Origin of the sequence: Burkholderia sp. BCC1644 (genome assembly GCF_902833225.1) — a bacterium.
GTDB lineage: Bacteria > Pseudomonadota > Gammaproteobacteria > Burkholderiales > Burkholderiaceae > Burkholderia.
Genome location: NZ_CADFEI010000023.1, coordinates 101784 through 127368 on the forward strand (window position 1 = coordinate 101784; position 25585 = coordinate 127368).

Consider the following 25585-nt stretch of genomic DNA (forward strand, 5'->3'; position numbering starts at 1 on the left):
GATTACTTGGCCTCCGCTTCAAAGTTGATTTCCTGGCCGGGCTTCAGGCAAACGTACGCCTTCTTCACGTCCTTGCGACGGCCCATCGAACGGCCAAAGCGCTTTTGCTTGCCCTTCTGAACCAGCACGTTGACGGAATCAACTTCAACCTTGAACAGCAGCTCGACAGCCGCCTTCACTTCCTGCTTCGTGGCATCCGGTGCGACTTCGAACACGACTTGCTCGTTCTTGTCGGCAACCAGCGTCGCCTTTTCCGAGATCACCGGTGCGAGCAGGACCTGCATCAAACGATGATCGTTCTTGCGAATCTCGCTCATGACAGCAACTCCTCGATCTGGGCGACCGCAGCCTTCGTGACCAGCACTTTCTTGAAGTAGATCAGCGACAGCGGGTCAGCGTAGCGCGGCTCGACAATTGCCACGTGCGGCAGGTTGCGCGATGCCAGGTACAGGTTTTCGTCAACCGTGTCGGTGATGATCAGCACGGAGTCGAGACCCATGGTCTTGAATTTGTCGGCCAGCAGCTTGGTCTTCGGCGCTTCGAGGATGATGTCCTCGACGACCGACAGGCGGCCTTCACGGGCCAGCTGCGAGAAGATCGAGCAGAGGCCTGCGCGATGCATCTTCTTGTTGACCTTGTGCGAGAAGTTTTCTTCCGGCGAATTCGGGAAGATACGACCACCGCCACGCCACAACGGGCTCGACGACATACCGGCACGAGCGCGGCCCGTACCCTTCTGGCGCCACGGCTTCTTGGTCGTGTGCTTGACTTGCTCGCGGTCCTTCTGTGCGCGGTTACCCTGGCGAGCATTCGCCTGGTAAGCGACGACGACCTGGTGGATCAGTGCTTCGTTGTAGTCACGACCGAACACGACGTCCGATGCGTTGACCACTGCACCTTCCTGACCATTTTCGTTCAGGAGCTTGAGTTCCATTATTTCGCCCCCTTGGTCTTGACGGCCGGCGTCACGAAGACTTTGCCGCCCTTCGCGCCCGGAATCGCACCCTTCACGAGCAGCAGCTTGCGCTCTGCATCGATACGAGCGATTTCGAGGTTCTGCACCGTCACCGTCACGTCACCCATGTGACCCGTCATGCGTTTACCCGGGAAAACACGACCCGGATCCTGCGCCATACCGATCGAGCCCGGCACATTGTGCGAGCGCGAGTTACCGTGCGTGGCACGGCCGGAGGAGAAGTTGTAACGCTTGATCGTACCGGCGTAGCCCTTACCGATCGACACGCCTTGCACGTCGACCTTCTGGCCCACTTCGAAAAGATCAGCACCGACAACGGCGCCATTCGACAGCTCAGCTGCCTTGGCCGCGTCAATGCGGAATTCCTTGAGGATTTCACCGGCTTCGACACCGGCTTTGGCGAGATGACCTGCCAGCGGCTTCGTCACGCGCGATGCACGACGGGAGCCGAATGCAACCTGCACGGCCGTGTAGCCGTCGGTTTCAACAGTCTTGATCTGCGTCACGCGGTTGTCCGACACGTCCAGCACGGTGACGGGAATCGAATCCCCTTCAGCCGTGAAGATACGGGTCATGCCAACCTTGCGACCTACGAGTCCAAGGCTCATCATTTTCTCCATTCCCGACTGCGATTGGTCGGGGCTGATTTACAAAATGCCGGGCACGCAAGGCCCAACTTTTTTACGCGAATACGCGAAAAGCCAAGCAGTATAGCCCGACTCCGCGATTTCCGCAAGCAATACAAAGACTTAGCACCGCCCGGCGAGCCGATTGGCGCCGAAAGCCTTACTGCAGCTTGATTTCCACGTCGACGCCAGCCGGCAGGTCGAGCTTCATCAGCGCGTCAACGGTCTTGTCCGTCGGGTCGACGATGTCCATCAGGCGCTGGTGGGTGCGGATTTCGAGCTGATCGCGCGACGTCTTGTTGACGTGCGGCGAACGCAGGATGTCAAAACGCTGAATGCGCGTCGGCAGCGGCACCGGGCCACGGACGATTGCGCCAGTCCGCTTCGCGGTATCGACGATCTCGGCAGCCGATTGATCGATCAGACGATAGTCGAATGCCTTCAGGCGAATGCGGATTTTCTGTTGCTGCATGACGATTCCTTGAAAAGAGCGAGGCGATGTTGCATCGCCGGACACTAAAAGAACGTGAAACACGACGCCTGCGGGGAGCGAGACATCATGTTCCTAACGGCACTTCCACTGCTAAGTCCGCGATTCTACACGAAAATCTGAAACCGTGGCGAGCATTTCTCGGGCAGCCCAACGCGCCGCCAAAAAACAAAACCGGGTGCCAGCGCAAGCTGGACACCCGGTTTCGGCGGTACAACTGCATACCGCGGAATCGCGGACCCGTCGGGATCCGCGGATCGTCGATATTACTCGATGATCTTGGCGACGACGCCGGCGCCGACCGTACGGCCGCCTTCGCGGATTGCGAAGCGCAGACCTTCTTCCATCGCGATCGGAGCGATCAGCTTCACCGTGATCGACACGTTGTCGCCCGGCATCACCATTTCCTTGTCCTTCGGCAGCTCGATCGAGCCCGTCACGTCCGTCGTACGGAAGTAGAACTGCGGACGGTAGTTGTTGAAGAACGGCGTGTGGCGGCCGCCTTCATCCTTGCTCAGCACGTACACTTCAGCCGTGAAGTGCGTGTGCGGCGTGATCGAACCCGGCTTCGCCAGAACCTGGCCACGCTCCACGTCTTCACGCTTCGTGCCGCGCAGCAGGATACCAACGTTGTCGCCTGCCTGACCTTGGTCCAGCAGCTTGCGGAACATTTCAACGCCCGTGCAGGTCGTCTTCACCGTCGGCTTGATACCGACGATTTCGATTTCCTCGCCGACCTTCACGATGCCGCGCTCGACGCGACCCGTCACAACCGTACCACGGCCCGAGATCGAGAACACGTCTTCCACCGGCATCAGGAACGCGCCGTCAACTGCACGCTCCGGCGTCGGGATGTACGTGTCCAGCGCGTCGGCCAGGCTCATGATCGCCACTTCGCCCAGCTCGCCCGTGTCGCCTTCCAGCGCCAGCTTCGCCGAACCCTTCACGATCGGCGTGTCATCGCCCGGGAAGTCGTACTTCGACAGGAGTTCGCGAACTTCCATCTCGACCAGCTCGAGCAGTTCAGCGTCGTCCACCATGTCGCACTTGTTCAGGAACACGATGATGTACGGAACGCCAACCTGACGTGCCAGCAGGATGTGCTCACGCGTCTGCGGCATCGGGCCGTCAGCTGCCGAGCAAACCAGGATCGCGCCGTCCATCTGCGCCGCGCCCGTGATCATGTTCTTCACATAGTCAGCGTGGCCCGGGCAGTCGACGTGTGCGTAGTGGCGGTTAGCCGTTTCGTACTCGACGTGTGCCGTGTTGATCGTGATGCCGCGCGCCTTTTCTTCCGGTGCCGCGTCGATCTGGTCGTATGCCTTCGCTTCGCCGCCGAACTTCTTCGTCAGAACCGTCGTGATCGCTGCCGTCAGCGTCGTCTTGCCGTGGTCAACGTGACCAATCGTACCAACGTTCACGTGCGGCTTGGTCCGCTCGAATTTACCTTTTGCCATGATTCTCTTCTTTCAAAAATAATCGATTGTGATAGCGAATTACTTCGACTTCGCGCTGATGATCGCTTCTGCAACGTTCTTCGGAGCTTCAGCGTAGTGCTTGAACTCCATCGTGTACGTTGCGCGACCTTGCGTGAGCGACCGCAGCGACGTGGAATAGCCGAACATTTCCGACAGCGGCACTTCGGCGCGCACGATCTTGCCGCCGCCCACCATGTCGTCCATGCCCTGGATAATGCCGCGACGACCCGACAGGTCGCCCATCACGTTACCCATGAAGTCTTCCGGCGTTTCCACTTCCACGGCCATCATCGGCTCGAGCAGAACCGGATCCGCGCGGCGCATTGCTTCCTTGAACGCCATCGAACCAGCCATGCGGAACGCATTTTCGTTCGAGTCGACGTCGTGGTACGAACCGAACGTCAGCGTGACCTTCACGTCGACGACCGGGAAGCCTGCCAGCACGCCGCTCTTCAGCGTTTCCTGGATACCCTTGTCAACCGACGGAATGTATTCACGCGGAATCACGCCGCCCTTGATCGCGTCGATGAACTCGTAGCCCTTGCCCAGTTCGCTGCGCTCGAGCGTGATGACCGCATGGCCGTACTGACCGCGACCGCCCGACTGCTTGACGAACTTGCCTTCGACGTCCGCGGCCGACTTGCGGATGGTTTCGCGGTAAGCAACCTGCGGCTTGCCGACGGTCGCTTCCACGCCGAATTCACGCTTCATCCGGTCAACCAGAATTTCGAGGTGGAGCTCGCCCATGCCCGAAATGATCGTTTGACCCGATTCTTCGTCGGTCTGCACGCGGAACGACGGATCTTCCTGTGCCAGACGGTTCAGCGCCAGGCCCATCTTTTCCTGGTCAGCCTTCGTCTTCGGCTCGACGGCCTGCGAAATCACCGGCTCCGGGAAGATCATGCGTTCGAGCACGATCGGATGTGCCGGATCGCACAGCGTGTCGCCCGTGGTCGCTTCCTTCAGGCCGACCGCTGCAGCGATGTCACCTGCGCGCACTTCCTTGATTTCTTCGCGCTGGTTCGCGTGCATCTGCAGAATACGGCCGAGACGTTCCTTCTTGCCCTTGGTCGCATTGAGCAGCGTGTCGCCCGAATTGACGACGCCCGAGTAGACGCGGAAGAAGATCAGCTGGCCGACGAACGGGTCGGTCATGATCTTGAACGCGAGCGACGAGAACTTCTCGTCGTCGGAAGCACGACGCTCCGTCTTCTCGCCGTTTTCGAGTTCACCCGTAACCGGCGGGATGTCGACCGGCGACGGCAGGAAGTCGATCACGGCGTCGAGCATACGCTGCACGCCCTTGTTCTTGAACGCGGTACCGCACAGCATCGGCTGGATTTCGCACGCGATCGTACGGTCACGCAGACCCTTCACGATCTCGTCTTCCGTCAGCGAACCTGCTTCCAGGTACTGGTTCATCAGGTCTTCGCTCGACTCTGCAGCCGCCTCGACCATCTTTTCACGCCATTCGTTGCACGTGTCGACGAGTTCCGCCGGGATGTCGACGTAGTCGAACTTGGTACCTTGCGACGCTTCGTCCCAAATGATCGCCTTCATCTTGATCAGATCGACGACGCCCTTGAAGCCTTCTTCCGCACCGATCGGCACCACGACCGGAACCGGGTTCGCCTTCAGGCGCAGACGGAGCTGGTCGTAGACCTTGAAGAAGTTCGCGCCGGTACGGTCCATCTTGTTGACGAACGCGAGACGCGGCACCTTGTACTTGTTCGCCTGGCGCCACACCGTTTCCGACTGCGGCTGCACGCCGCCCACTGCGCAGTACACCATGCATGCGCCGTCGAGCACGCGCATCGAGCGCTCGACTTCAATCGTGAAGTCGACGTGGCCCGGGGTGTCGATGATGTTGATGCGGTGTTCCGGATAGTTGCCGCCCATGCCCTTCCAGAAGGCCGTGGTAGCAGCGGACGTGATCGTGATGCCACGCTCCTGTTCCTGCTCCATCCAGTCCATCGTGGCTGCGCCGTCGTGGACTTCACCGATCTTGTGGTTCACACCGGTGTAAAACAGAATGCGCTCGGTCGTCGTCGTTTTGCCGGCGTCGATGTGAGCGCTAATACCGATATTGCGGTAGCGCTCGATAGGAGTCTTGCGAGCCACTTTGATCCTCTACTGGGATGACATGATGCAGCCCGGCTGCATCATGCTTCAACACAAACGGGCGAGGCGCCTGAAAAGCGCACCCGCCCGGAATTTATTTCCGCTAACAGCCCAGCCAGGCGCTTAGAAACGGAAATGCGAGAACGCGCGGTTGGCTTCTGCCATGCGGTGAACTTCGTCGCGCTTCTTCATCGCGCCGCCACGGCCTTCGGCCGCTTCGGAGAGTTCACCTGCCAGGCGCAGGGCCATCGACTTCTCGCTACGCTTCTTCGCAGCCTCACGCAGCCAGCGCATCGCCAATGCCATACGACGCGACGGGCGCACTTCGACCGGAACTTGATAGTTGGCACCACCAACGCGGCGGCTCTTCACTTCGACCACCGGCTTCACGTTGTTGAGCGCAACCGTGAACACTTCCAGCGGGTCCTTGCCACCCTTGGTCTGGATTTGTTCGAATGCGCCATAAACGATGCGCTCTGCGACCGACTTCTTGCCGGACAGCATCAGCATGTTCATGAACTTGGCAACATCAACGTTACCGAACTTCGGATCCGGCAACACTTCCCGCTTGGGGACTTCGCGACGACGCGGCATGATTCTTCCTTTACTTGTTCAGTTGGAGCTGGTTCCAGCTCCGCGGCCACCAACAAACCCGATCACATCTTTACGACTAACCAGCTTGGCCGGGTGACCACTTACTCGACAGCACCGGCAATCCGGCACTCCCGCCTTGACCGCCCTGCGGCGATCCCTGATCAAAAACTGCTTACTTGGCAGCCTTTGCACGCTTCGCGCCGTACTTCGAGCGCGCTTGCTTACGGTCCTTGACGCCCTGGGTATCCAGCGAGCCGCGAACCATGTGGTAACGCACACCCGGCAAGTCCTTCACACGGCCGCCGCGGATCAGCACAACCGAGTGTTCCTGCAGGTTGTGGCCTTCACCGCCGATGTACGAAATCACTTCGAAGCCGTTCGTCAGACGAACCTTGGCGACCTTACGGAGTGCCGAGTTCGGCTTCTTCGGCGTCGTCGTGTACACACGGGTGCACACGCCGCGACGCTGGGGGCAGTCCTGCAGGGCCGGGCTCTTGCTCTTCGTCGTTTCCGACTGACGGCCTTTGCGAACCAGTTGGTTGATGGTTGGCATTGTTTATTCCTGAAATTGAACAAAATCTGCGCATCGATTTCGGGCAAAGCGAGAATCGGCGCACAGTTGACTTCCGAACCGGCGAATCGGGCGCGCGCTTTCGAACGCAACACGGCCCACCGAATACCGGAACCCAGCATCATATTCCGGAAATACCAACTAAGTCAACGGCTTGCGTGATTTGCCGGTCGATCGCGTGGTTTACAGGAAGGGTCGGAACACCTGTGTCAGGCCGATTCAACGACGTCGATGATCTCGTCGCCGAAACGTTCGAGCTTGCGCACGCCCATGCCGGGGATGTGGCGCAGGTCGTCGATCGACTCCGGCGCGTTGCGCGCGATTTCCGCGAGCGTCGCGTCGTGGAAGATCACGTAGGCCGGCACGCCGTCGGTCTTGGCGGTTTCCGCGCGCCACGCACGCAATGCGTCCCACCGCGCGCGCTCGCGCGTGCCCATGCCGGCCGTCGGATCGACTCGCGTGCCGCTGCGGCTCGACGACTGGCGCGTGCGTTGCGGCTTCACGTAGCGGCGCAGCGTGACCTTCTCCTCGTTCTTCAGCACGGGCTTCGCAGCCTCGGTCAGCACCAGCGCGCCGAAGCCGCCATGATCGACCGCCAGATAGCCGTACGCGACGAGCTGCCGGAAAATCGCGCGCCATTCGGGCTCGGACAGCGATGCGCCGATCCCGAACGTCGTGAGCTGGTCATGGCCGCGCTGCAGCACCTTCTCGGTGCGCCCGCCGCGCAGGATCTCGATCAGGTGGCTCGAGCCGAAATTGAAGCCGCTCGCGCGCTGCGCGCGGAACACGCAAGACAGCGCCATCTGCGCCTCGCGCGTCGCATCCCACGATGCGGGCGGCTCGAGGCACGTATCGCAGTTGCCGCACGGCTGGCTCTCCTCGCCGAAGTAGTTCAGCAGCCGCACGCGGCGGCACGAGATCGTCTCGCACAGTCCGAGCAGCGCATCGAGCTTCGACGTCTGCACGCGCTTGTGTGCGTCGTCCGCATCGGACTCGTCGATCATCTTGCGCTGCTGGACGACATCGCCGAGGCCGTACGCCATCCATGCGTTCGCAGGCATCCCGTCGCGGCCCGCGCGGCCCGTTTCCTGGTAGTAGCCTTCGACGCTCTTCGGCAGATCCAGGTGCGCGACGAAGCGCACGTCGGGTTTGTCGATACCCATGCCGAACGCGATCGTCGCGCACATCACGATGCCCTCTTCGCGCTGGAACATTTCCTGGTGCTTCTGCCGCACCTCGAACTCCATCCCGGCGTGATACGGCAGCGCGCGCACGCCCTGCGCCTTCAGCCACTCGGCCGTTTCCTCGACCTTGCGGCGCGACAGGCAATAGACGACGCCGGCGTCCGTCGTGCCGTCGGTATTCGTGTGTTCGGCGCGGATGAAGTCGAGCAGCTGCGAGCGCGCGTTGTCCTTCTCGACGATCCGGTAGCGGATGTTCGGGCGGTCGAAGCTCGACACGAACACGCGCGCGTCGTCGAGCGCGAGACGATGGATGATCTCGTCGCGCGTGATCGCGTCGGCCGTGGCCGTCAGCGCGATGCGCGGCACCGCCGGGAAACGCTCGTGCAGTACCGACAGCTGGATGTATTCCGGACGGAAATCGTGCCCCCATTGCGACACGCAGTGCGCTTCGTCGATCGCGAACAGGCCGATCTTCGCGCGCTCGAGCAGGTCGAGGAAGCGCCCGGTCATCAGCCGCTCCGGCGCGACGTACAGCAGGTCGATCTCGCCTTCGCGCAGCGCGCGCTCGATGGCCGCGGCCTCGGCGCCCGACAGCGTCGAATTCAGATACGCCGCGCGTACGCCCACTTCTCTCAGTGCGGCGACCTGGTCCTGCATCAGCGCGATCAGCGGCGACACGACGATGCCGGCACCCTGCCCGGCCTCGCGACGCAGCAGCGCGGGAATCTGGTAGCACAGCGACTTGCCGCCGCCCGTCGGCATCAACACGAGACAATCGCCGCCGCCGGCGACGTGCTCGACGATCTCGCCCTGCTGGCCGCGAAAGGCGGGATAACCAAATACTTCGTCGAGAATTTCGAGGGCGCGGGACATGAATGAGAACAAGGACGGCTAAACGATGACCGCAATTTTAACAACCCGCTCACGCAACGCGTGGCGAATCGTGCGGTTTTGGCCGATCGGCCAGGGTTCGTTCGCGTGCATGACGGGCCTGCCACGATCGCGCCGCAGGTGATTGCGATGCTTCGGCGGCGCTTGCAGTCAGGCCGCACATCGCTCGCAAGCAAGCTCGGCCGGCGCCGGCGCGTCATGCGCGCGAACGACAGATGAAAAAAAACCGCCCGGCAGAACCGGGCGGTTTCGGTGACAGCGTGGTGAGGCAAGGCGGCTCGCGCCGCCCGCGCTTACTCGGCTGCCGGGTGCTGTTGCGGCTCTTCCGCGGCAGGCGCGCTCGGCGTGCCGAAGTCGAATGCCTCTTCCGCTGCGATCTGGTCGAAACGCTCGCGATCCGACGATTCCTTCGCCTTGCGTGCCTTGTGGAACGCGAGACCCGTACCGGCCGGAATCAGGCGGCCGACGATCACGTTTTCCTTCAGGCCACGCAGATCGTCGCGCTTGCCCATGATCGCCGCTTCGGTCAGCACGCGGGTCGTTTCCTGGAACGATGCCGCGGAGATGAACGAGTCGGTCGACAGCGATGCCTTCGTGATACCGAGCAGCACGTTGTCGTACGAAGCCGGACGCTTGTCCTCGGCGATCATGCGATCGTTCTCGTCCAGCATGTCGGAACGCTCGACCTGTTCGCCCGGGATGAAGCGCGTATCACCGTTGTCGGTGATCTGCACACGACGCAGCATCTGGCGAACGATCACCTCGATGTGCTTGTCGTTGATCTTCACGCCCTGCAGACGATACACGTCCTGCACTTCGTCGACGATGTAGCGCGACAGCGCCTCGATACCCTGCAGACGCAGGATGTCGTGCGGATCGGCCGGACCGTCCACGATCATTTCGCCCTTGTTGACGACCTGTGCATCGTGAACCAGAACCTGCTTTTCCTTCGCGATCAGGAACTCGTGCTGGTTGCCCTCGAGATCCGTGATGACGAGACGCTGCTTGCCCTTCGTGTCCTTACCGAACGACGTCGTACCGGTGACTTCCGCGAGAATGCCGGCATCCTTCGGCGAACGCGCTTCGAACAGTTCCGCCACCCGCGGCAGACCGCCGGTAATGTCACGCGTCTTCTGCGCTTCGGTCGGGATACGTGCGAGCACTTCACCGACCTGCACCTGCTGGCCATCCTTCACGGTGATCAGTGCGCCGACCTGGAAGCCGATCTGCACTGCGTGCTCCGTGCCCGGAATCTTCACTTCTTCGCCGTTCGCGTCGAGCAGCTTCACCTGCGGACGCACGCTCTTCGAAGCCTGCGAACCGCGACGCTTCACGTCGATCACGACCAGCGTCGACAGGCCGGTCACGTCGTCGATCTGCTTCGCGACGGTCACGCCTTCCTCGACGTTCTCGAACTTCACCGTACCACCGTACTCGGTGATGATCGGACGCGTCAGCGGATCCCACGTGGCGAGCTGCGTGCCTGCCTTGATCGTCACGCCGTCGAGCTGCAGCAGCGTCGCGCCGTACGGCACTTTGTGACGCTCGCGCTCGCGACCGAAGTCGTCGGTGATCATCGCTTCGCCCGAACGGGAAATGACGATCTGCTCGCCCTTCGCGTTCGTGACGTAGCGCATCGTCGCCGTGAAGCGCACGATACCGTTGCTCTTCGCTTCGACCGACGAAGCCACTGCCGCACGCGATGCCGCACCACCGATGTGGAACGTACGCATCGTCAGCTGCGTGCCCGGTTCACCGATCGACTGTGCCGCGATCACGCCGACTGCTTCGCCGACGTTCACGAGCGAGCCGCGGCCGAGGTCACGGCCGTAGCAGGCAGCGCACAGGCCGTAACGCGTTTCGCAGGTCAGCGGCGTGCGCACGCGCACTTCGTCGATGCCGAGGCGTTCGATTTCCTCGACCGCCGTTTCGTCGAGCAGCATGCCCGATTCGTACACCGTTTCCTGCGTTTCCGGGTTGACGACGTCCGCGACCGCGACGCGGCCGAGGATACGGTCGCGCAGCGCTTCGACGACTTCACCGCCTTCGACCAGCGCCTTCATCGCGACGCCGTTCGACGTGCCGCAATCGTCTTCCACCACGACCAGATCCTGCGTGACGTCGACGAGACGACGCGTCAGGTAACCCGAGTTCGCGGTCTTCAGTGCCGTATCAGCCAGACCCTTACGTGCACCGTGGGTCGAGATGAAGTACTGCAACACGTTCAGACCTTCGCGGAAGTTCGCGGTAATCGGCGTCTCGATAATCGAGCCGTCCGGCTTCGCCATCAGGCCTCGCATACCGGCCAGCTGACGAATCTGAACCGCCGAACCCCGGGCGCCCGAGTCGGCCATCATGTAGATCGAGTTGAACGATTCCTGGCGCGTTTCCTTGCCGTCGCGGTCCGTCACCGGCTCCGTCGACAGCTGCTCCATCATCGCCTTGCCGACCGCTTCCGACGTTGCCGACCAGATGTCGACCACGTTGTTGTAGCGTTCCTGCGCGGTGACGAGACCCGACATGTACTGACGGTCGTACTCCTTCACCTTCTTCGCGGCGTCGCCGACGATCGTTTCCTTCTGCGGCGGCACGAGCATGTCGTCCACGCAGATCGAAATGCCGGCACGCGTCGCAAGACGGAAACCCGACTGCATCAGCTGGTCGGCGAACACCACCGTCGCGCGCAGACCGCACTTGCGGAATGCCGTGTTGATCAGGCGCGAGATTTCCTTCTTCTTCAGCGGCTTGTTCAGCACCGAGAACGGCAGGCCGTGCGGCAGGATCTCCGACAGGATCGCGCGGCCGACGGTCGTTGCGTACAGCGAGATCTTCGGCACGAATTCCGGCGCGCCTTCCGACGTGTCTTCGTTGCGGACCATTTCGGTGATCCGCACGTTGACGCGCGATGCGAGCTCGACTTCCTTGTTCTCGTACGCGCGGATCGCTTCCGACACGCCCGTGAACGACAGGCCTTCGCCCTTGCCGTTGATCGCTTCGCGGGTCGCGTAGTACAGACCCAGCACGATATCCTGCGACGGCACGATCGACGGATCGCCGTTGGCCGGGAACAGCACGTTGTTCGACGCCAGCATCAGCGTACGCGCTTCCATCTGCGCTTCGAGCGACAGCGGCACGTGAACGGCCATCTGGTCACCGTCGAAGTCGGCGTTGAACGCCGCGCAGACGAGCGGGTGCAGCTGGATTGCCTTGCCTTCGATCAGCACCGGCTCGAACGCCTGGATACCGAGACGGTGCAGCGTCGGCGCACGGTTCAGCATCACCGGGTGCTCGCGGATCACCTCTTCGAGGATGTCCCACACCACCGGCGTCTGGTTCTCGACTTCCTTCTTCGCAGCCTTGATGGTCGTCGCGACGCCCATCACTTCCAGCTTGTTGAAGATGAACGGCTTGAACAGCTCGAGCGCCATCAGCTTCGGCAGACCGCACTGGTGCAGCTTCAGCGTCGGGCCGACCACGATGACCGAACGGCCCGAGTAGTCGACGCGCTTGCCCAGCAGGTTCTGACGGAAACGACCGCCCTTGCCCTTGATCATGTCGGCGAGCGACTTCAGCGGACGCTTGTTCGCGCCCGTCATCGCCTTGCCGCGACGACCGTTGTCGAGCAGCGAGTCGACGGCTTCCTGCAGCATCCGCTTTTCGTTGCGGACGATGATTTCAGGCGCCTTCAGCTCGAGCAGACGCTTCAACCGGTTGTTACGGTTGATCACGCGGCGATACAGGTCGTTCAGGTCCGACGTCGCGAAACGGCCGCCGTCCAGCGGCACGAGCGGACGCAGTTCCGGCGGCAGCACCGGCAGCACTTCGAGGATCATCCACTCGGGCTTGATGCCCGAGCGCTGGAATGCCTCGAGGACCTTCAGGCGCTTCGCGTACTTCTTGATCTTCGCTTCCGAGCCGGTGTTCTTCAGCTCGGTGCGCAGCGTCTCGACCTGCTCGTCGATGTTGATCGCGCGCAGCAGTTCACGCACGCCTTCCGCGCCCATCTCGGCACGGAATTCGTCGCCGTATTCCTCGACCTTGTTGTAGTAATCCTCTTCGGTCATGATCTGCCGCGCCTTCAGCGGCGTCATGCCCGGTTCGATCACCACATAGGCTTCGAAGTACAGCACGCGTTCGATGTCGCGCAGCGTCATGTCGAGCACCATGCCCAGACGCGACGGCAGCGACTTCAGGAACCAGATGTGCGCGACCGGCGAGGCCAGTTCGATGTGGCCCATCCGTTCGCGACGCACCTTCGCCAGCGTCACTTCGACGCCGCACTTCTCGCAGATCACGCCGCGGTGCTTCAGACGCTTGTACTTGCCGCACAGGCACTCGTAGTCCTTGATCGGCCCGAAGATCTTCGCGCAGAAGAGACCATCGCGTTCCGGCTTGAACGTACGGTAGTTGATGGTCTCCGGCTTCTTCACTTCGCCGAACGACCACGAACGGATCTTGTCAGGCGAAGCCAGACCGATCTTGATCGCGTCGAAAACTTCTTCCTGTTGGACTTGCTTGAATAGATCGAGCAGAGCTTTCATTGCTTTCTCTCCGTAGTCCGATTAATTGCGGTCGAGATCGATGTCGATACCGAGCGAGCGGATTTCCTTCACGAGCACGTTGAAGGATTCCGGCATGCCTGCATCGATGACGTGATCACCCTTGACCAGGTTCTCATAGACCTTGGTCCGGCCGTTCACGTCGTCCGACTTCACCGTCAGCATTTCCTGCAGCACGTAGGACGCGCCGTACGCTTCGAGTGCCCACACTTCCATTTCACCGAAACGCTGGCCACCGAACTGCGCCTTACCACCCAGCGGCTGCTGCGTGACGAGCGAGTACGGGCCGGTCGAACGCGCGTGCATCTTGTCGTCGACCAAGTGGTGCAGCTTCAGGTAGTGCATGTAGCCGAGCGTCACGCGACGTTCGAACATTTCACCCGTGCGGCCGTCGTACAGACGGACCTGGTTCTTCGACGGGTTCATGCCGAGCTGTTCAGCGATGTCGTCCGGGAACGCGAGGTCGAGCATCTTGCCCATTTCTTCCTCGGTCGCACCGTCGAACACCGGCGTTGCGAACGGCACGCCTTCGCGCAGGTTCTTCGCGAGTTCGAGGATCTCGTCGTCGGTGAAGCTTTCCAGATCTTCCTGGCGGCCCGAGTCGTTGTAGATCTTCGTCAGGAACGCGCGCATTTCCTCGATCTTCGCCTGACGCTGCAGCATTTCGCCGATACGCCAGCCGAGACCCTTCGCGGCCCAGCCGAGGTGCACTTCCAGAACCTGACCCACGTTCATCCGCGACGGCACGCCGAGCGGGTTCAGCACGACGTCTGCCGGACGGCCGTCGGCCATGTACGGCATGTCTTCGATCGGGACGATCTTCGACACGACACCCTTGTTACCGTGACGGCCTGCCATCTTGTCGCCAGGCTGCAGACGGCGCTTCACCGCGAGGTACACCTTGACCATCTTCAGCACGCCCGGCGGCAGTTCGTCGCCTTGCGTGAGCTTCTTGCGCTTCTCTTCGAACGCGAGGTCGAACTGGTGACGCTTTTCCTCGATCGAGTTCTTGATCGCTTCGAGCTGCGCCGCTGCTTCGTCGTCCGCGAGGCGGATGTCGAACCAGTGGTAGTGGTCGAGGTCTTCCAGGTAAGCCTGGTCGATCTTCGTACCCTTCGCGAGCTTCTTCGGACCGCCGTTCGCGACCTTGCCCACGAGCATGCGTGCGAGACGCTGGAACGCGTCGCCTTCCACGATGCGCAGCTGGTCGTTCAGGTCGAGACGATAGCGCTTGAGTTCGTCGTCGATGATCTGTTGCGCACGCTTGTCGCGCTGGATGCCTTCACGCGTGAACACCTGGACGTCGATCACGGTGCCGCTCATGCCCGACGGCACGCGCAGCGACGTGTCCTTCACGTCCGAAGCCTTCTCGCCGAAGATCGCGCGCAGCAGCTTCTCTTCCGGCGTCAGCTGGGTCTCGCCCTTCGGCGTGACCTTGCCGACCATCACGTCGCCCGCTTCGACTTCTGCACCGATGTACACGATGCCCGATTCGTCGAGACGGCCGAGCTGGATTTCCGCCAGGTTCGAGATGTCGCGCGTGATTTCTTCCGGCCCGAGCTTCGTGTCACGTGCAACGACGTTCAGCTCTTCGATGTGGATCGACGTGTAGCGATCGTCCGCGACCACCTTCTCCGAGATCAGGATCGAATCCTCGAAGTTGTAGCCGTTCCACGGCATGAACGCGATCAGCATGTTCTGGCCGAGCGCGAGCTCGCCCAGGTCCGTCGAGGCGCCGTCGGCCAGCACGTCGCCGCGCGAGACCTTGTCGCCCATCTTCACGATCGGACGCTGGTTGATGTTCGTGTTCTGGTTCGAACGCGTGTACTTGATCAGGTTGTAGATGTCGACACCGACTTCACCTGCGACCGCTTCTTCGTCGTTCACGCGAATCACGATACGGCCTGCGTCGACATAGTCGACGACGCCGCCACGGAACGCCTGAACCGTCGTACCCGAGTCGACCGCGCAGGTGCGCTCGATGCCCGTCCCGACGACCGGCTTTTCCGGACGCAGACACGGCACGGCCTGACGCTGCATGTTCGAACCCATCAGTGCACGGTTCGCGTCATCGTGCTCGAGGAACGGAATCAGCGAGGCTGCAACCGACACGATCTGCGACGGCGCGACGTCCATGTACTGGATACGGTCCGGCGTGACCATCATCGTTTCGCCGGCTTCACGCGACGACACGAGTTCGTCGATCAGCTGGCCGTTCTCGTCGATCGCGGCGTTTGCCTGCGCGATCATGTAGCGGCCTTCTTCGATCGCCGACAGGTAGTCGATCTGGTCAGTCACCTTGCTGTCCACGACCTTGCGGTACGGCGTCTCGAGGAAGCCGTATTCGTTCAGGTGCGCGTACAGTGCGAGCGAGTTGATCAGGCCGATGTTCGGACCTTCCGGCGTTTCGATCGGGCACACGCGGCCATAGTGGGTCGGGTGCACGTCGCGGACTTCGAAGCCTGCGCGTTCGCGCGTCAGACCGCCCGGGCCCAGTGCGGAAACACGGCGCTTGTGCGTGATTTCCGACAGCGGGTTGGTCTGGTCCATGAACTGCGACAGCTGCGACGAACCGAAGAACTCGCGGATCGCCGACGAAATCGGCTTCGAGTTGATCAGGTCGTGCGGCATCAGGTTTTCGCTTTCGGCCTGGCCGAGGCGTTCCTTGACCGCGCGTTCGACACGCACGAGACCGGCGCGGAACTGGTTCTCCGCCAGTTCGCCGACGCAACGCACGCGACGGTTGCCGAGGTGGTCGATGTCGTCCACTTCGCCCTTGCCGTTGCGCAGCTCGACGAGGATCTTGATCGTCGCGAGGATGTCGTCGTCCTGCAGCGTCATCGGGCCGGTGATTTCGTCACGGCTGACGCGGCGGTTGAACTTCATACGGCCGACCTTCGACAGGTCGTACGCTTCTTCGCTGTAGAACAGACGGTTGAACAGTGCCTCGACCGCTTCTTCGGTCGGCGGCTCGCCCGGACGCATCATGCGGTAGATCGCGATGCGCGCGGCCGTGCGGTCGGTCGTTTCGTCGACACGCAGCGTCGACGAGATGTACGGGCCCTGGTCCAGGTCGTTCGTGTAGAGCGTCTGGATGTCCTTGATGCCCGCTTCGCGCAGCTTCTCGAGCACGCTTTCCGTGACTTCGTCGTTTGCGCTCGCGATCACTTCGCCGGTATCGCCGTCGACGACGTTCTTCGCCAGCACGCGGCCGAGCAGATAGTCTTCCGGCACCGAGATGAACTTGGTCTTCGCGGCTTCGAGGTCGCGAATGTGCTTCGCGTTGATCCGCTTGTCCTTCTGGACAATGACCTTGCCATCACGGTCCGTGATGTCGAAACGCGCGACTTCACCGCGCAGGCGCTCGGGCACGAACTCGAGTTGCGCGCCTTCGTCCATCAGCGTGAAGTTGTCGAACACGAAGAAGTTCGCGAGGATCTGTTCCGGCGTCAGGCCGATGGCCTTCAGCAGGATCGTGACCGGCATCTTGCGGCGACGGTCGACGCGGAAGTACAGGATGTCCTTCGGATCGAATTCGAAGTCGAGCCACGAGCCGCGGTACGGAATGATCCGTGCCGAGAACAGCAGCTTGCCCGAGCTGTGCGTCTTGCCCTTGTCGTGTTCGAAGAACACGCCCGGCGAACGGTGCAGCTGCGAGACGATGACACGCTCGGTGCCGTTGATGACGAACGAGCCCGTCGGCGTCATGAGCGGAATTTCGCCCATGTACACTTCCTGCTCCTTCACTTCCTTGACGACCGGCTTGTTCGGCGATTCCTTGTCGAGAATGACAAGGCGGACCTTCGCGCGCAGCGCGGAGCAGTACGTCAGGCCCCGCTGCTGGCATTCCTTGATGTTGAATGCCGGCGAGGACAGCGCATAGCTCACGAACTCGAGGCGCGCGAAACCGTTGTGCGAAACAATGGGAAATACCGATGTGAACGCGGCCTGCAAACCTTCAGGCTTGCGTTGTGTCGCCGGCACATCGGCTTGCAGAAACGTGCTGAATGATTCAAGCTGGGTAGCCAGCAAGAACGGAACTTGGTGAACGATGGGGCGCTTCGCGAAACTCTTGCGAATGCGCTTCTTCTCGGTGAAGGAATATTGCATACGATCTCCGAATCACGGCGGGTGCTATCGAGGCGGAATACCTGGACGTTTCAAACCCGAGTGTTCACCGACTGAGACCCGATGGCCGTTGACGGCTTGAACGAGCCGAGAAGCTTGGTGGTTGGCCGCTACCAACCGCTGGCTGACGGCAGCGGATGCCTGTGTTGCCCGCTACCCGACCAAACTTGCCTTCTGCAGTCGCTTCAGAAGACAAAGAGAACCGCCAATCGTGAGTGACCTTTCACAACGATCAGGCGGTTTTCTTTGGCCTCTAGGGCCGATTATTCGGGCTCCCGAATGAGTGCCAGAATAACGCTCCCACAAAGCACAAAAAGGCCGGCGGTGAAAATACCGCCAGCCTTCGCACAGCGCGTCGAAACTTACTTGATTTCGACCTTCGCGCCTGCTTCTTCCAGCTTCTTCTTGGCTTCTTCAGCAGCAGCCTTGGCGACGCCTTCCTTGACGGCCTTCGGTGCACCGTCAACCAGGTCCTTCGCTTCCTTCAGGCCCAGGCCCGTCAGTTCGCGAACGGCCTTGATGACCGAAACCTTGTTGGCGCCTGCTTCTGCCAGAACGACCGTGAATTCGGTCTGTTCTTCAGCAGCAGCAGCAGCGCCGCCGCCTGCCGGGCCAGCGACTGCCACTGCAGCTGCCGACACGCCAAACTTCTCTTCGAACGCCTTGACCAGTTCGTTCAGTTCCAGAACGGTCATCCCTTCGACTGCTGCCAGGATGTCTTCTTTTGCGATTGCCATTTGAAATACTCCTAAATTGAATTCGGATACAGCCAGCGATCAATGACGCTGATGCACGCTCGATTACGCAGCTTCCGCTTGCTTCTTCTCTGCCAGCGCGGCCAGAGCACGCGCGAAGCCCGAAACAGGCGATTGCATAACGAACAGCAGCTTCGAGAGCAGTTCTTCGCGGCTCGGGATGCTTGCCAGCGCTTGCACGCCAGCCTTGTCCATCACCTTGCCATCGAACGAACCAGCCTTGATGACCAACTTGTCATTGCTCTTGCTGAAGTCGTTGACGACCTTAGCAGCAGCAATTGCATCTTCCGAGATGCCGTAGATCAGCGGACCAGTCATCTGCTCTGCCAGCGGAGCAAACGGCGTACCTTCGACGGCGCGACGCGCCAGCGTGTTCTTCAACACGCGCAGGTAAACCTGTTGCTCACGCGCTTTCGCGCGCAGCTTGGTCAGATCGCCAACCGCAATTCCACGATACTCAGCCAGCACAACGGTCTGGGCCTTCGCGACTTGCGCGGAAACCTCAGCGACGACGGCTTGCTTGTCTTCTCTATTAAGCGGCACGGTTAGCCTCCAGAAACGATACGTTCGGCGTGGCCGGCATGGCCGAAACCTCACGTACCTCGTTCAACAACGGCGTCCGACCTCGTTAGGAGTATTTCCACCTCACGCCGGGAATCGCTTCACGGCCTGCGGCTTCACCACTGCAAAACTTTTTCGGGTTCGCCATCTGCGTTGGCTTGAATTAAGGGATCACCTGACTGCTGCGCCCCACCAACGGTCTTTGATAACCGGTTGCCCGCCACACTGCACGAACAACCGCCCAAAGCCCATGTAGGCCGCTTCGCGAACGAAGCGGCCCGAATACTTGCTTACTGTGCTGCCAGCGTAGCCTGGTCGACACGCACGCCGACGCCCATCGTGCTCGACAGTGCGATCTTGCGCAGGTACACGCCCTTGCTCGTTGCCGGCTTGGCCTTCTGCAGCGCTTCGATCAGTGCCGACAGGTTCGAACGCAGTGCGGTCGGCTCGAACGATGCACGGCCGATGGTCGCGTGGATGATACCGGCCTTGTCGACACGGAATTGCACCTGACCAGCCTTCGCGTTCTTGACGGCGGTTGCGACGTCCGGCGTGACCGTACCGACCTTCGGGTTCGGCATCAGGCCGCGCGGGCCGAGGATCTGGCCGAGCGTACCGACGATACGCATCGTGTCCGGCGAAGCGATCACGATGTCGAAGTCCATCTGGCCAGCCTTGATCTGCTCAGCCAGGTCTTCCATACCGACGATTTCCGCGCCTGCTGCACGAGCTTGCTCGGCCTTTTCGCCTTGCGCGAACACGGCAACGCGAACCGACTTGCCCGTACCGGCCGGCAGAACGACCGAACCACGAACGACCTGGTCCGACTTCTTTGCATCGATGCCGAGCTGGACTGCGACGTCGATCGACTCGTCGAACTTCGCGCTCGCGCATTCCTTCACGAGGCTCAGTGCGTCTTCGATCGCGTACAGCTTCTGACGATCAACCTTGGCGGCAAATGCCTGACGGCGCTTGGAGATCTTAGCCATTTACACGCCCTCCACAGTGATGCCCATCGAGCGTGCGCTACCAGCGATGGTGCGAACGGCTGCGTCCAGATCAGCTGCCGTAAGGTCCGGCATCTTGGTCTTTGCGATTTCTTCAGCTTGAGCGCGCGTGATCGAACCGACCTTGTCGGTGTGCGGCTTGCTCGAGCCCTTGTCCACCTTCGCCGCCTTCTTGATCAGGACGGTTGCCGGCGGCGTCTTCATCACGAACGTGAAGCTCTTGTCAGCGAATGCCGTGATGACCACCGGCACCGGCAGACCCGGCTCCATGCCTTGAGTCTGCGCGTTGAACGCCTTGCAGAACTCCATGATGTTCAGGCCGCGCTGGCCCAGTGCCGGACCGACCGGCGGCGACGGGTTGGCTTTACCTGCAGGGATCTGCAGCTTGATAAAGCCGATAATCTTCTTTGCCATTTGTGAACCTCATTGGAACGCCGGAGGGGCGTTCGGTGAGTAATAACGCGCGTTCGCCGCTGGCTACTGACGCTCCTCAACGGCCATGACGCGGGCCGTAAGCGCGAAGGTGGGCAGCCGAGGCTGCCCACCGAATCGGGATCAAACTTTTTCGACCTGGCCGAACTCGAGTTCGACCGGGGTGGATCGGCCAAAGATGGTGACCGACACACGCACGCGCGATTTTTCGTAGTTGACTTCTTCGACGGTGCCGTTGAAGTCCGTGAACGGGCCTTCCTTGACACGCACCATCTCGCCGACTTCGAACAGGGTCTTCGGGCGCGGCTTTTCGACGCCTTCCTGCATCTGCGACATGATCTTCTCGACTTCCTTCGGGGAAATCGGGGTCGGGCGGTTGCGCGCACCACCGACGAAACCAGTGACCTTCGCGGTGTTCTTCACGAGGTGCCACGTTTCGTCCGTCATTTCCATTTCCACCAGCACGTAGCCGGGAAAGAAACGACGCTCGGTCACGGCCTTGTGGCCGCCCTTGACTTCGACCACTTCTTCGGTCGGGACCAGGATCTGACCGAATTTGTCCTGCATGCCAGCACGTTCGATGCGCTCCTGAAGCGCACGTTGCACGCTCTTCTCCATACCGGAGTAGGCGTGCACGACGTACCAACGTTTTCCGCTCGGGGATGCCGGAGTATCGCTCATATCATTTCCAACCCAGAATCGCCGAGAAAATCACCCATTCGATCGATTTGTCACTCAACCAGAGGAAAATCGCCATCACGAGCACGAAACCGAACACGACGAGTGTGGTTTGCGTTGCTTCCTTGCGGGTGGGCCAAACGACCTTCCGGACTTCCTTGTACGAATCCTTGGCAAAGGCGATGAGGCTCTTGCCAGGGGCGGACATCAGCCCGACGGCCACGCCGGCGATGATACCTACCGCCAACGCGGCACCGCGGACATACCACTGCTGATTGGCCAGCCAGAAGAAGCCCACGAATCCGGCCAACACCAGCAATACACCCAGGGCCAGCATCAGCTTATCGCCGGAGGTATTTACAGTTTCGACGGATGGATTCGCCATAACACCTTAAAACAAATGCCACGTAGGACACGTGGCTATTTTTTGGCAGGGGCAGAGGGAATCGAACCCCCAACCTTCGGTTTTGGAGACCGACGCTCTGCCAGTTGAGCTATACCCCTAAACCATGTTGGGGCCGGCTGTTGCCAGCCCCAAAACTGTCGATCAACGAATAACTGGCTTACTCGATGATCTTGGCGACGACGCCGGCGCCGACCGTACGGCCGCCTTCGCGGATTGCGAAGCGCAGACCTTCTTCCATCGCGATCGGAGCGATCAGCTTCACCGTGATCGACACGTTGTCGCCCGGCATCACCATTTCCTTGTCCTTCGGCAGCTCGATCGAGCCCGTCACGTCCGTCGTACGGAAGTAGAACTGCGGACGGTAGTTGTTGAAGAACGGCGTGTGGCGGCCGCCTTCATCCTTGCTCAGCACGTACACTTCAGCCGTGAAGTGCGTGTGCGGCGTGATCGAACCCGGCTTCGCCAGAACCTGGCCACGCTCCACGTCTTCACGCTTCGTGCCGCGCAGCAGGATACCAACGTTGTCGCCTGCCTGACCTTGGTCCAGCAGCTTGCGGAACATTTCAACGCCCGTGCAGGTCGTCTTCACCGTCGGCTTGATACCGACGATTTCGATTTCCTCGCCGACCTTCACGATGCCGCGCTCGACGCGACCCGTCACAACCGTACCACGGCCCGAGATCGAGAACACGTCTTCCACCGGCATCAGGAACGCGCCGTCAACTGCACGCTCCGGCGTCGGGATGTACGTGTCCAGCGCGTCGGCCAGGCTCATGATCGCCACTTCGCCCAGCTCGCCCGTGTCGCCTTCCAGCGCCAGCTTCGCCGAACCCTTCACGATCGGCGTGTCATCGCCCGGGAAGTCGTACTTCGACAGGAGTTCGCGAACTTCCATCTCGACCAGCTCGAGCAGTTCAGCGTCGTCCACCATGTCGCACTTGTTCAGGAACACGATGATGTACGGAACGCCAACCTGACGTGCCAGCAGGATGTGCTCACGCGTCTGCGGCATCGGGCCGTCAGCTGCCGAGCAAACCAGGATCGCGCCGTCCATCTGCGCCGCGCCCGTGATCATGTTCTTCACATAGTCAGCGTGGCCCGGGCAGTCGACGTGTGCGTAGTGGCGGTTAGCCGTTTCGTACTCGACGTGTGCCGTGTTGATCGTGATGCCGCGCGCCTTTTCTTCCGGTGCCGCGTCGATCTGGTCGTATGCCTTCGCTTCGCCGCCGAACTTCTTCGTCAGAACCGTCGTGATCGCTGCCGTCAGCGTCGTCTTGCCGTGGTCAACGTGACCAATCGTACCAACGTTCACGTGCGGCTTGGTCCGCTCGAATTTACCCTTGGCCATTTTCGACTCCCAAAAGGAATTTCACAGGTTGCGCCGCGCGCAAACAAGACACTGACTTTGTACTGCTGGTGCCCATGGGCAGGATCGAACTGCCGACCTCTCCCTTACCAAGGGAGTGCTCTACCACTGAGCCACATGGGCGCTTTACGCTTCAACTTAGCGGTCTGGAGCGGGTGAAGGGAATCGAACCCTCGTCGTAAGCTTGGAAGGCTTCTGCTCTACCATTGAGCTACACCCGCATGGGCCACTAACGATTCCTTACCGCTCACTGCGCTGATATCTTGGTGGAGGAGGTTGGATTCGAACCAACGTAGGCGTAAGCCAACAGATTTACAGTCTGCCCCCTTTAGCCACTCGGGCACCCCTCCGTAGAGAACTGACGATTATGGGGGTGCATCGCACTCGTGTCAAGCACATCCGGAAGATTATTTTCACTCTCTTCCCGACTCCTGCTTTACCACCGATCCCCCGCCCTTGCCCGGCTAAGGCAAGCACGAGATGCTGCCGACCGGCGCCACATCTTCGTCAGACTCCGCCCTTAGCGCCGATCTGCATCTGCGCTAAAAACGAAAGACCGCCATCATACGACCTCTTTCGCACAATGCCAAGCGGGTAGACGCAAATTTCCGCAAATTTCATGCCGGGCGGCTTCGTCGATCCCGTCTGCGGCGTTCGTGACGGCTTCAGTACCCCACTGTTTGCCGGAAATCGGGGTTTCGCGCTACCCATTCCGCGGTTGCCTGGCTCGATCTGCCGATCGTACCCAGCGGGGGTTATCCGCGCTTTCCGGCGCCTGAGCCTCGCAATGGCGCTAGCGTATCCGCACGAAACGCGGACAGACTTCCCCCGCCCCTGCCGACGTCGGCGGCCGGCCGCGATACCATCCCAGGCCTTCCATCATCTTCCCATGCGATTTCTCGTGCGCCTGCGTGCTCTTGCGATTGCGCTCACGGACTTGACTGCACATGCCGCCGACCCGACTGACACCTGGCGTCGCTCGAGCACGATCGCAGAGATCCGTCATCGAGCCTCGGAAGGCAGCCGCACTGCGAAACGCCCCAGGGGAGGTGTAGCGCTCGCTCCGTATGACAGGCTGAAGCCGGCGCTCGATGCCGGACGCCTGAGCTCGACACATAGCAGCTCGTCGGCCGTACGGCCAATGGATCAGGACGCGATAGCCTATGCATGGCTGCTCAACGATGAGTCCGCCGACCTCATCGCCGCCGGCGACAGCACACCGTCAACCAAATCCGACGGCGCGGCCCGCCTGGACGCGTAACAGCCCCTCCTCGGCGACGATATGCCTCCACACGCAGGCTTGTCTCACAAGCGCCGCGCCGCGACCTCGGCAAACGTCCTGCAGTGCAGCGCGCGTTGCGTCGCCCCGTCGTGCCAGCCGGCCAACGTCAGATTCTGGTCGGCTTATCGCAGCGAATCCTCGGCGTACACCCGGCATCCTGCATGTCCGTACGACGCACGCCTCGTTCAGCTGAACGCGAATAATTTGCGTGAGGTTCGATGTGGGCGCTTTCGCCGCACCGCTTATCTCTGAAGGTGCTTGAGAGCTGGCCTTCGACTCCGTGGCGTCAACGTCCGACACTCGCTGCCCGGTGACGCTCGTGCTGCCCCGGGATCAAGGCCGGAGCACGACGCGCCGGTTTTCGCCAGCCGGGGATCCCGCACCGAACGATCCAAGCACGGCGGGCGGAGTACGATCGATCAGCATCGACGGAAGCGGCGCGCGCTTCGCGTTGATCTGGGAAAGAAGGGATTGCGTCGACGGTACCGCCTGTTCGCTCACGGAGGAAATCCACGTGTTACGAGACGGCCAACCGATGTTCGACAGAAGGGACAGCACTGAATTTTGACGGCGTCCGCCCGGCGACGCACACACACGTTGCAACCGGCGCTGCGGCCGAATCCCTGGTCTTTGCTGCGAACCAGGCGCCCAACGCCCCGGATGAGTCGGTTGCGCGTGATATCCGGTGGATTAAGCGAAGAACGACACTTGATAACGTCACTTTGCGTTATCCGATTCCATCCTGGCGCGCAACTTCATCGCGCCGCGATCATTCGGCGGCGTCGACAAGAAACGTCGGAATTCATACAAGCCGAACCCAGTACACCGCTCACACGGTCGGCGAACTCGGGTGCGAGAAACGCAAAGCGCACCTCGTAGCAACGTGATAAATACCGCAGTTTTCGCAGGAAAAGCGCTCAATAAGCGCGTAAATAGGATGAGATGCAAATTGCGGGACGGCAAGACGTATTGCGCCGGGCCGCGGTGTTGTTCGAAGCCGCCGAGATGTAGTTGCCGCGAATAGTCGGTCGAGCGCTCGACCATACCGGCTGCCGACTGAGGACGCCGCCACTTCGAACAGGCGGCGGGAGGATATCAGCCTCGGCAACATCAGTTGCTAGTGCTTGGCCAACCCAGCTGGTCGGAATGAATTTGCGCCGATTGCGTGGACCCGACCTCGGCCCGAATCGATGTCGTCAACGCCGCAGTTCCGGTCGCATTGCGCTATGCCGGCTCGCGTGCATTTCCGCGGCTCAAATGCAAAAACCCCCGCCTTTCGGGCGGGGGTTCTTGGCTTAGGGAGCCTGACGATTACCTACTTTCACACGGGAATCCGCACTATCATCGGCGTAGAGTCGTTTCACGGTCCTGTTCGGGATGGGAAGGGGTGGGACCGACTCGCTATGGTCATCAGGCAAAGAGGGTTGTTGTGCTGGCTTCGCAGCACAACCAATCTTGGAAGAAGCAGTAATTTTGAGTT

At 61.1% G+C, this 25585-nt stretch carries 19 protein-coding genes, 4 tRNA genes and 1 rRNA gene; all 24 read right to left on the reverse strand.

Annotated features, from left to right (window positions below):
- Window positions 1–2: 2 nt before the first annotated feature.
- The gene (rplW, locus tag HWX87_RS33175; protein WP_004199275.1) at window positions 3–317 is read right to left on the reverse strand and encodes a 50S ribosomal protein L23; all 315 of its coding nucleotides are present in this window, start codon (window positions 315–317) and stop codon (window positions 3–5) included.
- Window positions 314–934: a 50S ribosomal protein L4 gene (gene rplD, locus HWX87_RS33180; protein ID WP_006477192.1), complete on the reverse strand. Its 621-nt coding sequence runs from the start codon at window positions 932–934 to the stop codon at window positions 314–316. Before rplD ends, rplW begins: the two co-directional genes overlap by 4 nt.
- Entirely contained in the window at window positions 934–1584 is a 651-nt protein-coding gene (gene rplC, locus HWX87_RS33185; protein ID WP_006482922.1) for a 50S ribosomal protein L3, read from the reverse strand. Before rplC ends, rplD begins: the two co-directional genes overlap by 1 nt.
- A 178-nt stretch (window positions 1585–1762) precedes the next feature.
- Window positions 1763–2074: a 30S ribosomal protein S10 gene (gene rpsJ / locus HWX87_RS33190; protein WP_004199280.1), complete on the reverse strand. Its 312-nt coding sequence runs from the start codon at window positions 2072–2074 to the stop codon at window positions 1763–1765.
- 284 nt (window positions 2075–2358) lie between these two features.
- Entirely contained in the window at window positions 2359–3549 is a 1191-nt protein-coding gene (gene tuf, locus HWX87_RS33195; RefSeq protein ID WP_011350666.1) for an elongation factor Tu, read from the reverse strand.
- A 39-nt stretch (window positions 3550–3588) separates the two neighbouring features.
- On the reverse strand, window positions 3589–5691 hold the full coding sequence (gene fusA, locus HWX87_RS33200; RefSeq protein ID WP_176051124.1) for an elongation factor G: 2103 nt from the start codon (window positions 5689–5691) through the stop codon (window positions 3589–3591).
- Between the two features lie 123 nt (window positions 5692–5814).
- Window positions 5815–6285 carry a 30S ribosomal protein S7 gene (gene rpsG, locus HWX87_RS33205; protein ID WP_006477195.1) on the reverse strand — a complete coding sequence of 157 codons (471 nt, stop codon included), beginning with the start codon at window positions 6283–6285 and terminating at the stop codon, window positions 5815–5817.
- 172 nt (window positions 6286–6457) lie between these two features.
- Complete coding sequence (gene rpsL / locus HWX87_RS33210; protein ID WP_006400662.1) at window positions 6458–6838, reverse strand: 30S ribosomal protein S12; 381 nt, start codon at window positions 6836–6838, stop codon at window positions 6458–6460.
- Between the two features lie 227 nt (window positions 6839–7065).
- On the reverse strand, window positions 7066–8913 hold the full coding sequence (recQ, locus tag HWX87_RS33215) for a DNA helicase RecQ (RefSeq protein ID WP_176051125.1): 1848 nt from the start codon (window positions 8911–8913) through the stop codon (window positions 7066–7068).
- A gap of 311 nt (window positions 8914–9224) precedes the next feature.
- A complete protein-coding gene (gene rpoC, locus HWX87_RS33220) occupies window positions 9225–13472 on the reverse strand; it encodes a DNA-directed RNA polymerase subunit beta' (protein WP_176051126.1) in 4248 nt (1415 codons plus the stop codon).
- A 21-nt stretch (window positions 13473–13493) separates the two neighbouring features.
- The gene (gene rpoB, locus HWX87_RS33225; protein ID WP_176051127.1) at window positions 13494–17600 is read right to left on the reverse strand and encodes a DNA-directed RNA polymerase subunit beta; all 4107 of its coding nucleotides are present in this window, start codon (window positions 17598–17600) and stop codon (window positions 13494–13496) included.
- Window positions 17601–17980: 380 nt separating this feature from the next.
- Entirely contained in the window at window positions 17981–18355 is a 375-nt protein-coding gene (gene rplL, locus HWX87_RS33230; protein WP_176051128.1) for a 50S ribosomal protein L7/L12, read from the reverse strand.
- A gap of 63 nt (window positions 18356–18418) precedes the next feature.
- Window positions 18419–18916, reverse strand: a complete 498-nt coding sequence (gene rplJ, locus HWX87_RS33235) for a 50S ribosomal protein L10 (protein ID WP_021161756.1) — start codon at window positions 18914–18916, stop codon at window positions 18419–18421.
- Between the two features lie 308 nt (window positions 18917–19224).
- Window positions 19225–19923 (reverse strand): 50S ribosomal protein L1, encoded by a 699-nt coding sequence (gene rplA, locus HWX87_RS33240; protein ID WP_006482906.1) that lies wholly within the window; start codon window positions 19921–19923, stop codon window positions 19225–19227.
- Window positions 19924–20355, reverse strand: a complete 432-nt coding sequence (rplK, locus tag HWX87_RS33245; RefSeq protein ID WP_006477201.1) for a 50S ribosomal protein L11 — start codon at window positions 20353–20355, stop codon at window positions 19924–19926. It abuts the gene before it with no gap.
- Window positions 20356–20496: 141 nt separating this feature from the next.
- A complete protein-coding gene (nusG, locus tag HWX87_RS33250) occupies window positions 20497–21054 on the reverse strand; it encodes a transcription termination/antitermination protein NusG (RefSeq protein ID WP_006400672.1) in 558 nt (185 codons plus the stop codon).
- Window position 21055: 1 nt separating this feature from the next.
- A complete protein-coding gene (gene secE, locus HWX87_RS33255) occupies window positions 21056–21436 on the reverse strand; it encodes a preprotein translocase subunit SecE (RefSeq protein WP_006482892.1) in 381 nt (126 codons plus the stop codon).
- A 43-nt stretch (window positions 21437–21479) separates the two neighbouring features.
- A tRNA-Trp gene (locus HWX87_RS33260) sits at window positions 21480–21555 on the reverse strand.
- A gap of 59 nt (window positions 21556–21614) precedes the next feature.
- The gene (gene tuf / locus HWX87_RS33265; protein WP_011350666.1) at window positions 21615–22805 is read right to left on the reverse strand and encodes an elongation factor Tu; all 1191 of its coding nucleotides are present in this window, start codon (window positions 22803–22805) and stop codon (window positions 21615–21617) included.
- Between the two features lie 66 nt (window positions 22806–22871).
- Window positions 22872–22946 (reverse strand) — tRNA-Thr (locus HWX87_RS33270).
- 24 nt (window positions 22947–22970) lie between these two features.
- Window positions 22971–23044 (reverse strand) — tRNA-Gly (locus HWX87_RS33275).
- 43 nt (window positions 23045–23087) lie between these two features.
- A tRNA-Tyr gene (locus HWX87_RS33280) sits at window positions 23088–23173 on the reverse strand.
- A gap of 1265 nt (window positions 23174–24438) precedes the next feature.
- Window positions 24439–24606 (reverse strand): hypothetical protein, encoded by a 168-nt coding sequence (locus tag HWX87_RS33285; RefSeq protein WP_176051129.1) that lies wholly within the window; start codon window positions 24604–24606, stop codon window positions 24439–24441.
- A gap of 801 nt (window positions 24607–25407) precedes the next feature.
- Window positions 25408–25520 (reverse strand): 5S ribosomal RNA (gene rrf, locus HWX87_RS33290).
- Window positions 25521–25585 lie beyond the last annotated feature (65 nt).